The 11,587-nt window shown below is 35.2% G+C and carries 9 protein-coding genes and 2 rRNA genes (1 of these 11 running past the window's edge); 6 read left to right on the plus strand and 5 right to left on the minus strand.

The genetic code is table 11. The features are described 5' to 3' along the window. The first annotated feature begins 28 nt into the window (after positions 1–28). Both Bccel_RS16390 and Bccel_RS16395 read left to right on the plus strand, forming a co-directional pair. Positions 29–1,660, plus strand: a complete 1,632-nt coding sequence (locus Bccel_RS16390) for an HAL/PAL/TAL family ammonia-lyase (protein ID WP_050753554.1) — start codon at positions 29–31, stop codon at positions 1,658–1,660. A gap of 79 nt (positions 1,661–1,739) precedes the next feature. Then, complete coding sequence (locus Bccel_RS16395; RefSeq protein ID WP_036939186.1) at positions 1,740–2,765, plus strand: aldo/keto reductase; 1,026 nt, start codon at positions 1,740–1,742, stop codon at positions 2,763–2,765. Positions 2,766–2,841: 76 nt separating this feature from the next. Here Bccel_RS16395 and Bccel_RS16400 read toward each other — a convergent pair whose 3' ends face one another. After that, positions 2,842–5,301, minus strand: coding sequence for a GH39 family glycosyl hydrolase (locus tag Bccel_RS16400; protein ID WP_036939187.1), 2,460 nt, complete (start codon positions 5,299–5,301; stop codon positions 2,842–2,844). A 633-nt stretch (positions 5,302–5,934) separates the two neighbouring features. Between Bccel_RS16400 and Bccel_RS16405 the strand changes: the two genes are divergently transcribed. Continuing rightward, positions 5,935–6,291 (plus strand): hypothetical protein, encoded by a 357-nt coding sequence (locus tag Bccel_RS16405; protein ID WP_036939188.1) that lies wholly within the window; start codon positions 5,935–5,937, stop codon positions 6,289–6,291. A gap of 311 nt (positions 6,292–6,602) precedes the next feature. On the opposite strand, the gene Bccel_RS30300 is transcribed toward Bccel_RS16405, so the two are convergent. After that, on the minus strand, positions 6,603–6,746 hold the full coding sequence (locus tag Bccel_RS30300) for a hypothetical protein (RefSeq protein WP_154673444.1): 144 nt from the start codon (positions 6,744–6,746) through the stop codon (positions 6,603–6,605). Positions 6,747–6,752: 6 nt separating this feature from the next. After that, positions 6,753–6,881, minus strand: coding sequence for a hypothetical protein (locus Bccel_RS32135; RefSeq protein WP_276326135.1), 129 nt, complete (start codon positions 6,879–6,881; stop codon positions 6,753–6,755). A 180-nt stretch (positions 6,882–7,061) separates the two neighbouring features. On the opposite strand from Bccel_RS32135, the gene Bccel_RS16410 reads away from it, so the two are divergent. From Bccel_RS16410 to Bccel_RS16420, 3 genes are all read left to right on the plus strand, one after another. After that, the gene (locus Bccel_RS16410) at positions 7,062–8,027 is read left to right on the plus strand and encodes an LCP family protein (protein WP_081926832.1); all 966 of its coding nucleotides are present in this window, start codon (positions 7,062–7,064) and stop codon (positions 8,025–8,027) included. Between the two features lie 196 nt (positions 8,028–8,223). Next, a complete protein-coding gene (locus Bccel_RS16415) occupies positions 8,224–8,832 on the plus strand; it encodes an RNA polymerase sigma factor (protein WP_036939189.1) in 609 nt (202 codons plus the stop codon). Beyond that, entirely contained in the window at positions 8,816–9,712 is an 897-nt protein-coding gene (locus Bccel_RS16420) for a hypothetical protein (RefSeq protein WP_036939190.1), read from the plus strand. The genes Bccel_RS16415 and Bccel_RS16420 overlap by 17 nt, the downstream gene beginning before the upstream one ends. A gap of 270 nt (positions 9,713–9,982) precedes the next feature. Here the strand turns inward: Bccel_RS16420 and rrf are convergent. Together rrf and Bccel_RS16430 are read right to left on the minus strand one after the other, a co-directional pair. Next, positions 9,983–10,099 (minus strand): 5S ribosomal RNA (rrf, locus tag Bccel_RS16425). A 344-nt stretch (positions 10,100–10,443) separates the two neighbouring features. Continuing rightward, a 23S ribosomal RNA gene (locus Bccel_RS16430) occupies positions 10,444–11,587 on the minus strand; it runs 1,906 nt beyond the window's last position.

The raw sequence follows: 11,587 nt of genomic DNA on the forward strand, positions 1-11,587 counted from the left end.
ATTTTAAAATATGAAAGGGGAAATGGATATGTCACTTTTTATCGACGGCAATTCCTTAACCATTGAAGATGTTTATCAGGTGAGTTTTAATAATCAAAAAGTATCTTTATCATCTGATGCTGAGTTCAGAAAAAAAATAGCTGAAAGCAGAGAGTTCCTTGAGGAATACATAAAAAAAGGATATCCGGTTTACGGGGTTACAACAGGTTTTGGTGATTCATGTCACAACCAAATAAACTATAAGAAATCTGAAAAATTACAGAGATCACTTGTTAACTTTCACGGCATTGGTGTTGGAAATTATTTTTCCAAGGAAGTTGGAAGAGCTGTATTACTCGTTAGGCTTAACTCAAATATCAGGGGCTATTCAGCCATAAGGCCGGTTCTTGCAGAAAAAATGCTGGAGTTTTTAAACAAGGATATTATACCCGTTATTCCTGAGATCGGTTCCGTTGGTGCTTCCGGTGACCTTACACCTCTTAGTTATGTGGCTGCCTGTTTAATGGGAGAAAGAAAGGTGTATTACAACGGCAAAATAGCACCTACAAAGGATGTTCTAAAGGAAGTTGGAATAGAACCTATAGTGCTTCAAGCAAAAGAGGGTCTGGCCATAATGAACGGAACAAGTGTTATGACAGCTGTTTCAGCTCTGAATTGGAGAAAAGTCAAAAGGCTTTCCAATATCTCGGATTTTTTAACCGGGGCAACTATAGAGGTAATAGGCGGAAATGATGTTCCCTATAGACGAAAAGTTTCTGAAATAAAGAATCATATAGGCCAAATCGAAAGTTCTGAAAAAATTTATAAAGTTATTTCTGATTCAAAAAGAGTACAAAAATACGAAGCTTTATTAGAAAAACTTGGTTCCATAAATTCAGACGGATATAAAAAGACCGATGTAAAAATCCAGGATAGATACTCCTTAAGGTGTTCCCCGCAAATTAATGGAGTGGTTAGAGATACTCTCCATTTCACAAAAACCTGGATTGAAAATGAACTTAACTCTAGTAATGATAATCCGCTTATTGATAATGAAAATAGAATTATATACAACAGCGGAAATTTCTATGGCGGACATATATGTGCTGTAAATGACTATTTAAGAATTGCTGTGGCAAATATATCAGATTTGTGTGATAAACAAGTCGAATTATTATGTGATGGCAAATTTAATAACCTTACTGAAAACTTAACTCCGTATTTATCGGAAGTTGATGAAAATAAAGGTACACTTCATGGATTTAAAGCTGCTCAAATAACAGTTTCTGCATTATGCTCGGAAATCAGCTATTTGTCAGGTGCTGTAAGCATTCATTCCAGACCCACAGAATCACTCAATCAAGATAAAGTTTCTTTAGGTACCATATCCGCAAGAAAATTATCCGAAGCAATAGAGCTAATGTATCTTCAATACTCTATTCATCTATTGGCTGTTCTCCAAGCAGTTGATTTAATCGGTGAGGAACATTTCGGATCATTAACAAGGAAAGTATTCAAAGACGTAAGAGAATTCACAAGATTTGTCCATGAAGACAGACCTCTTGATGATGAAGCAAAAATGGTTTCAAAATATCTTCAAAGTGCAGATTTATTTAATGATTTACATAAAGCAGAAATTGAAAGCTCTATCCTTGCACAGCCAGACTTGCAATTAGTATAGGCATTTTGAAAAGCTCAAAACGGGAAGTAATATTTCAAACATGCCATAATTACTATAATATAGCCGGGGAGTTGATTTTATGAAGTATAATAAATTAGGCAATACAGGCGTTTTGGTTTCAGAACTGTGTCTTGGCACAATGACATTTGGAGGCCAGGGATTTTGTGAAACCTTTGGTAAAGTACAGGAAGAAGAAGTTAAAGGCATTTTAAAGAGAACCATAGAACAAGGAATAAATTATATAGATACTGCAAATTCATATTCAGATGGTTTATCCGAAACAATATTGGGTAATTCTTTGAAATCCCTTGGTGTAAACAGGCAGGAAGTATTTGTTGCAACAAAAGTAAGGTCTCGTACAGGACCAGGTGTAAATCAGGTTGGGCTGTCAAGGCTTCATATAAATTACTCCGTTGAAGACAGTTTAAAAAGATTGGGAATGACTCATATTGATTTGCTGTATTTACACGGCGTTGATTTTCTAACACCCTTGGAAGAAACAATGAGAGGTCTTGAAGATGTTGTACAAAGCGGTAAAGTAAGGTATATTGGGATTTCAAACCATCCGGCATGGAAAGTTGTTAATGCAAATTCCATAGCAGAGAAAATGGGCTGGTCAAAGTTTTGTGCATTGCAATATTACTATAGCATAGCAGGAAGAGATATTGAAAGAGAAGTAGTTCCTATGGCTTTAGAAGAAAACCTTGCTCTTATGCCTTGGAGTCCGCTAGCCGGAGGTTTTCTAACCGGTAAATATACAAGAGACGATGAAAAAGCTGGCAACAGCAGACGTGATAATTTTGATTTTCCACCTGTAGATAAAAACAAGGCATATGATATCATCTCTTTAATGGATAAAATAGCTAGAAAGCACAATGCCACCATCCCAAGGATTGCCATCGCCTGGCTGTTACATAAAAAAGCAGTTACAAGCGTCGTGGTCGGAGTTAAAACAATTGATCAGCTTGATGATAATCTTGAAGCTGCAAAAATAAAATTATCTGAAGAGGAAATGACCGCACTGGACAACATAAGCAAAATCCATATAGAGTATCCTGAGTGGATGCAGCATATACAAAATCAAGATAGAATTAGTAATTACTAACGTATACACCCCCTCATGAATAGGTTGTAATAGTTAAAGGGCAGCTAAAATTGCAGTATTTTAGTTGTCCTTTAATCTATAATCTTCTCATTTCCACAAACTTTATTTCATGGGGTTGAAGTACAAAATTGAATATATAACTGTTACTAACCACATCTATCATTGTCTTCTTTTGCATTATATTTGACAGTGACTTAAGTAATTCCACTTCTTCCTGATTGGCTAATGTAAGAGCCCCCATTTCAAGCCATTTATCAAAACAACTGCTGTAATTGCGGTTTATGATATACTCTTTTATAATATAACTTCCGTTTTCAATAGATTTCAGTTCAATACCAAATTCCCTGCTGACCGGATCTAAAAACTGTTTATATCTGTCGGCAGAGTTCTTATCAGTGGTTTCGTCTTCAATATATGATTCTGAAGGGTGAATGTAATTATACAACATCATTTGCAAATTACCCTGGCCTTTTGTCATGAAATATCCTTTACCCTGTGCCACTACTGTATCTCCCAGTTTATTCAAAAGATATAATGCATGATAGGAAGGTTTTTTGATTCCGTTGTAGTTAAAAAGCCCTGCCCCTCCATGAAACGCCTCCAAACCTATACTGCTCTTCTCATGGAAATCCGATAAGTTCCAAAACGCAAAACTTATTGAATCATCATAGTTTTCCAGAATATTTTTTACAGTATAACAAGCTGCAAAACTAGTATCATTCAGTAAATCATAGTATGAGGATACATAATAGCGTCCATCCAGATAAATTAGCCTATGTATGTTACTTTTATTTTTAAACAGCATTTTTAGTGAATCAAAGAAGGCTTTCAAAATATCAGGATCATGGTTTAAAAATCTATTAATATTTTTGACAGGACTGATACCATTGCCGCCATATGCTTTTACATTATGGTAAAGGATAAAATTAATAAAATCAGGCTCACAGCCATTATCCTGATAGAAATCAACAAATCTTTTTATAGAAGACGTACTTTCTTCAACTTTCATTAAATCAAAAGACGGACTTCCAAACCGTAGCTTATGGTTAATGGATTTTATGCTTTGGTAAGCAGTTTTGTAGACCTCTAATGATAAATCTTCGCTTTCATTGCTTGATGATATGTCATATAAAGCAAACAACCATGTAGATACTTCATAAATACCGTAACGTTCAATAAAATGTCTTGTCAGCTTGTTTACAATATATGTAAAATTTTCAATATCCTTAGGACTGCTTATTATAAAGATGTTGTCATTGCTGTTTTCTTTGTTCGCCTTTGCCGTACATCCTGATATGAAAGAATATAAAATAAATGGTTTAAGCTTTATTGATAGCAGAAAATCGATAATTTTATCAATGCAAACAAAATCATCACTTATGATATCATTAAGTTTGATATATTCGAATCCAATCTCCTTCTGGATAGTTTTTAATATTTCCTGTATATCGCCATACAATAGTTCCCTTGTACGACCAAAAGATAATAAATTTTTGAATGAGCGGCATAATTTTTTCCCCGGTTTTGATATATCAATCTGACATTCAAGATATAATCCCTTATTATCAAATTCTTCATTCTCCAAAGAGTTCCGCTCGGGCAAATACGCCATTAATTTAGGCAGATAATCAGACTGCTCTATATCGTTATAATTTATAGAATTGCTTTTTTCCTCCCTTTTCAGTGGAATTGACAATAGCTGATTCTGTTTTCTATATAAGCTAGGGAGCATCCCATATGCCTTTTTGAAAGAGGAGGTTAGTGCTCTGGCATTAGGAAAACCAGTCTTTTGAGCTATAGTATCAATATGTAAATCTGTCGAAATAATTTCATTTGCAGCATAGGCCAATCTTACCTTATGTAGGTATGACAAAAAGTTGATTGACATATTCTTTTCAAAATAACGGGATAAATATGCCGCTGAAAGCTGTTCCATTTCCGCCAGCTTGTTCAATGTTACGTTTTCATGATAATGGTTGTTTATATAATTCAGGATTTTTTCCATCCTATCTACATTCTTTTGTGTCTGAATTTGATTATTCGGAGCTTTATCGCTTTTAAACCTAGCGGCAATTACATATAAAAGCTTATAAATCACAGCCTTTCTTAATATCTCATTTGTACTTATGCCCTCATAGCTTCCATACTTTTCCACACTTATTTTAAATAATCGTGCCAACAGTGATCTTATTTCATTAAAGGCATCCTTGTTTTTGTATTCGGCAGAATTGCACTCAAATAATACTTTCTTTTCATCAATTAATTGACTTTCAAACTGTGATAGATCTATTTGAAGTCCCAGCATGGTACAATTCTCTGAAAAAAGCTCATGGACATTATTTGAGTTGATAAGAATAACATCCTCCTCTGAAAGAAAATAGCTTTTATCTTCAACAATAACTTGAATATTTCCAGTTAATATTAAAAGAATTTCAATGCTCTGATGCAAATGTCTCTGTACTTGTCCAACCTTGTTAATAAATAAATTATAAGGAATATTGTTTTTATATTCTATAGCTTCATATGTGTAATGCATATTACTCCCCCAAGCCTTATGCCTATATTTTATTCACCCCAAAAACAGCTAATTCACCTAATAATCTACCATTATGTATATAAACTTCCACTTACCTAGACATTAGTATATTACATTTTTTTAAATCACGAAATAGAATTTAGTAATATTAATAAGGTGAATTTTAATATAAACTTGGAAAATATAAAGCCTTATAGTATATTAAAAAAGTTAGCAAATGTTTTTAAAGTCAGACGAAGTCGTAAGATTCTTTAGTCTGAATAATAATACACATGCAATTATGGGTAACCATGAGAGAAAACATCTAAATGGAACTTTATCTTATGCTCAGGAAATAACAAAAATACAATTCCTGGAATTGATATAAAAAAGCAACCGGAAGAAGTTCTGTGTGGATGTACAGCCGGAGAAAAGTATTTGGAAAAGATGTTTCATGATGGTTATTGGTATAATGCTTATGATGGTAAAAAGCCGGTTATTTTTGGGCATCATATAGTTGGGGAAAAACCCCTTATTTTAAATGACTAGATTTATGGAGTTGATACAGGTGCTTGTCATAGTGGCTTTTTAACTGCAATAACAATACCGGACTTTAAAATTTATTCAGTAAAAGAAAAAGAAGATTATTGGAGCGTGGAAAAGAAAAAATGGCAAAAACCAGTTATAATGAATCGACCTTGGGACACAATGGATCGGGGGCGAATTGAAGTTGAAATTAATCGCTTTAAGCATGACAAAGAGGACAACATAGCTAATTATATAAATGAAATAGAAAAGTGGTCAGAAAATTTAAAATCACTGATTCCCAAGTTCCATGAAATTATTGAAAACAAGGCAAAACAATTAGTTCAGGATATGGGTGATGAATGTTTTAAAGAGTATGCAAAAAATCATGCCATATCAAACTTTCTGTTCCCAAGTTATAATAAAAGATTATCATTGGACAGCATATTAAAAAAGTGCTCCATGCCTAAAAAACCATTGAATTAGCAGGAATATTAGGCATTAATGTTCCTAAGTTTCCTCAGAGTTTTTAAAAAGTAAATTAATTCGCCAGCTTTGCATTCATAATTATTGTCAATATGGTTTGCATAAAATATTTCACTGCCTCTCTGAAGTAATATTTTAGTCATTCTGAATACTTCGCCAAATCAATAATTGTAATGTTTTTATAAATATAGGGCTGTTGCAAATGGGTACTTAATTGCATCATATTGTAATCTTAAGCACAAAGGTGAAAGCATGCCGTTGCTTCCGCTTATTATCCCTGCTTATGTAAACAAACTCATTGCGTCAACTGACTATGCTGCTATATTATTGAACTCACTGAATTCCGACAATGAATTTCCAGTCGAAGCATCAGGAAGTTCGTCCATGCTTTTTAATGCATTATACAGCAGCGTAAACATCTCCTGACGTGTGATTTCTTTGTCTGGTGCAAACATATTATTTCAAATGCTGTTTGCAATCCCTAATTTCTTTGCTGCAGCCAAATAGCTTGTGTAATATGTGTTTCCACTGTCGCTAAAGTTGCTTGCTACATCTTCAAGAGGTTCAATTCCATAAGCTCGCATCATCATTACAATATACTGTCCACGGGTAAGATTGTTACCTTCTGTAGTACAATGATCAACCTGGTAAATGGTATGAAGTTTGAAGTTTCTTAACTATTTGGTAATGATTTTCATACACATTAATGCTAGAATCAGGTTAAAAATAAGAGTAGTTGTTCAAAGATATTTTTATTAAGTAAGGAGCATATGATGATAATTAATTCAAGAAAATTCTATTTTATTTTGACAATAATAATAACTTCATTTTTATTTTTCTCCGGTATAGGCTTAGTGTATGTATATGAAACGTCTATAAAAAATATTAATAAAAATGATTTCAAAAAAAAGGATCTTGTATATAACTTGGTAAAACCCATAATACAAGAAAGTCAGCCTGTTAATATATTACTAATAGGCGGCGATAAGGTTGCCAAGAATGCCGATACCATGATGCTGATTAACTTCAACCCAATAACTACGGATATGAGTATTATGTCAATACCTAGGGACACTAGGATTCACATAAAGGGGTCTAATCTTCCGAAAATTAATACTGCTTATCAAGTTGGTGGATCAGACCGTTGTATCGAGACTGTATGTAGTTTACTTAATGTAAAAATAAAATATTATATTTATATAGATGTAAATAATTTGGTAGAAATAATAGACAATCTTGACGGTGTGTACTACAATGTACCAGCTAACATGGACTATGATGACCCAGTTCAAAATCTACATATTCACTTAAAAAAAGGTTATCAGCTACTAGATGGAAAAAAATCAATACAGTTTTTAAGATTTAGAAAAGCATCAAAATCTAACCGCGATGTAAGAAAAATTTATAATGGAAGTGATCTAAACCGAGAGCAAGCACAGCAAAACTTCATAAAAGAATTTTTAAGGCAGAAAAAGGATATGAAATACATAGGAAGAATCAATAGTATTATTAATAGTATTCTTGAGAACCTTGATACAAATGTTACCGTCAGTGGTGCCATTAAACTATCTCAAAATGCACCAAATTTCAAAGCAAATGAAATTAAGACATTTATTCTTCCAGGCAACGAGGCAAGTATAAAGGAAGGTAAATATGGAGTACTCTCTTTTTATGTCCCTAATATCAATGATACCTCCAAGATAATCAATGAGCATTTTAAATCAGATCTGCCATGACAAAACTATATCCTGGCTGGAAACAAGAGAGGATTATTGGGAGTTGAAAAAGAAGAAATGGCAACAAAGCACTGCAGAAAAAAGAAAATTGATAGTTTTACTGAACCTTTTATAAAGTGGTAAGCTCCTTTATTAATGAGTTAAAACTAATATTAGTTTCTGCCACATTAAAAGAAAAGCGAAAGGAGTGTGACCTTTGGAGAAAATTGATCTTATTCGCCAGTGCCAAACTGGAGATAAAGACAGTTTGGGTAAACTATATAGAATTTATAGCCAAAATGCATTAGGTACCGCTTACCTGATATCCAATAGTAGGGGAATTGCCGAAGATATAGTTCAGGAGGCCTTTATTCAATGCTTCAAACATATTCGGAATTTAAGAGATCCCCAAACATTTGATGCATGGTTTTATAAAATATTAGTCACAACAGGCTGGAGAATGGTGAAAAAGCATAATCGCTATATGTCAGCTGAATCCCGTAACATAGATGAATCAGCTTCTGTTTCAAATTTTAATAATGATTTTGATGCCTTTGCCAACAGTTTGTCTTTGAAACAGGCACTTAATAAGCTTAGCTTTCCTCTTAAAACAGTTGTTATACTGTTTTACTATAATCAAATGCCAATCAAGGATATCGCAAAAATTACGGGATGCTTTCAGGGGACTGTTAAATCCAGGCTTCACAATGCCAGAAAGCAGCTCTACTACGAGCTATGTGGTGAGTTAAAAGAGGGAGCTTATTTAGAGAAGAGCTTGGATATTTATAAAAGAAAGGGGTATAATTTAAATGGTAAACATGGATAAAGATTTTGATTTTTATATTCAAAAAGAAATTCAGTACTGTGTTAAAGATATAAAATCCTCAGAAGAAATGCTTGAGTGTATATTCTCCAATCTGGATGAAAAAAAATCCACAAGCAGATTATTTAATTTAAATTTAGCTAAGATTAGTATAGTAACTGTTGTAATATTCATATTATCGTCCGGTCTAATTTTTACTATTTCTCCTGATACACGTGTCATGGCTATGGAAATAATAAAGAAAGTGTTTGTGATAGACAAGAATGATAATTTAGTGGAAAAAAATGCGGAAGATATTATACTACAGCCTGCTGTTTGTGATAGAACAAATTTAAGTGATGAGGAATTATCTTTGAAGATGGGTATCAATGTTCACTTCCCCAAAACACTTTGTGAAGAGTTTTCACTGGTAAATAAACTCGAAAGTGTTGGGGTTTTAAGTCCTATCAGTTATAATTTATGGGATACTCTTAAAAATGATATACAGCAATCAATACACAATGAACAGATATTCAAAGGCCTCCAAAAATATATGCCGTACAGAAGTGCATGCGGCGTTTACCAAAACAGCAGTGGTATAACATTTGGTATCAGTGTAAGTAATAAGGATATCTCTCAGTTTGATAGATCTCTTGTAAATGTTAACTCACACGAAGAGATAAACATAGGTAATACACAGGCTATCTGGGACGATGTATCATATCCTGATTATACTGAAGGAAATATGGCTAAAAAACCTACAAGTATAAAATCGGTAACAACTTTAACTTTTTACTTTAATGGAGCAACCTATATGATCACATCTATTTATGATTCCAAAAATTTGTCAAAAGAATCGGCTATAAAATATGCACAAGCTTTTTTAGATTATCAAAAGCTATAAAATCAAGTAATATTGATAAGAAGCATAATCACGACAAGATACCACTTGCTTTTAGCTAAAATCAAAACCATTATAATAAGTTAACATGGCCAAGATGTGTATATTATATAGGATATACAGAAAAAGACTATCTTGCGATTTTTGTCGAAAATATAAGGCATTCTTGAGGTAAATGTTGATATTCCCCAGGAAATGTAGAATGATGAAGAAACTCTAATTTAATTTAAACAGCACAAAGCCTTATGCTATTCGCATAAGGCTTTGATATAAATCTGGCGACTACCTATTTTACCAAGACGCAACCGTCTAAGTATCGTCGGCACTAAGAAGCTTAACTGCCGTGTTCGGGATGGGAACGGGTGTGACCTTCTCGTAATCATCACCAGAAAATTTAATTGATAAGGCTTTTGCCTCATCAATCTTTGACTATTTAATTATCAGGTCTTGAAATCCCTTATCCTAACTTCCGCTAATCTCGCTCATGTGTTGACTTAGTTTCGTCAACACTCCCTCGAACCGGAAGTAGCGTCTAAGTGATTTCTGAAATCCTTTATCCATAACTTCCGCTAATCTCGCTCATGTGTTGACTTAATTCCGTCAACACCCGCTCGAATCGGAAGTAATGTCTAAATGATTTCTTATATACCCTCAAAACTATATAATGAAGTAATATTGACAAGAATTTGATCATAACTACTTTAAAAGACCTACTTTATATAAATACCTGTTATTTGGTCAAGCCCTCGACCTATTAGTATCAGTCAGCTTAATGCATTACTGCACTTACACTCCTGACCTATCAACCATGTAGTCTACATGGGGTCTTACCCTTACGGTGGGATATCTCATCTTAGGGTGGGTTTCACGCTTAGATGCCTTCAGCGTTTATCCCTGCCGAACTTGGCTACCCAGCTGTGCCACTGGTGTGACAACTGGTGCACTAGAGGTTCGTCCATCCCGGTCCTCTCGTACTAAGGACAGATCCCTTCAAATATCCTGCGCCCGCGACAGATAGGGACCGAACTGTCTCACGACGTTCTGAACCCAGCTCGCGTACCGCTTTAATTGGCGAACAGCCAAACCCTTGGAACCTACTACAGCTCCAGGATGCGATGAGCCGACATCGAGGTGCCAAACCTCCCCGTCGATGTGGACTCTTGGGGGAGATAAGCCTGTTATCCCCAGGGTAGCTTTTATCCGTTGAGCGATGGCAATTCCACTTTCATACCACCGGATCACTAAGCCCTACTTTCGTACCTGCTCGACTTGTTTGTCTCGCAGTCAGGCTACCTTATGCCTTTGCACTCGATGCACGATTTCCAACCGTGCTGAGGTAACCTTTGGACGCCTCCGTTACCTTTTGGGAGGCGACCGCCCCAGTCAAACTGCCCACCTGACATTGTCCCAAGTCCGGATTACGGACTCTGGTTAGAGTTCCAGTACTCTTAGAGTGGTATCCCAACATTGGCTCCATAATGGCTAGCGCCACTACTTCCAAGCCTCCCACCTATCCTGTACAAAGAATACCGAAACCCAGTATCAGGCTACAGTAAAGCTCCATGGGGTCTTTCCGTCTAGTCGCGGGTAACTTGCATCTTCACAAGTACTACAATTTCGCCGGGTACGTTGTTGAGACAGTGCCCAAGTCATTACGCCATTCGTGCGGGTCAGAACTTACCTGACAAGGAATTTCGCTACCTTAGGACCGTTATAGTTACGGCCGCCGTTTACTGGGGCTTAAGTTCACTGCTTCGCCTTGCGACTTACAGATTCCCGTAACCTTCCAGCACCGGGCAGGCGTCAGCCCCTATACTTCATCTTTCGATTTAGCAGAGACCTGTGTTTTTGATAAACAGTTGCTTGGGCCTATTCTCT

The sequence above is a fragment of the Pseudobacteroides cellulosolvens ATCC 35603 = DSM 2933 genome, assembly GCF_001262605.1.
Classification (GTDB): Bacteria; Bacillota; Clostridia; order Acetivibrionales; family DSM-2933; genus Pseudobacteroides; species Pseudobacteroides cellulosolvens.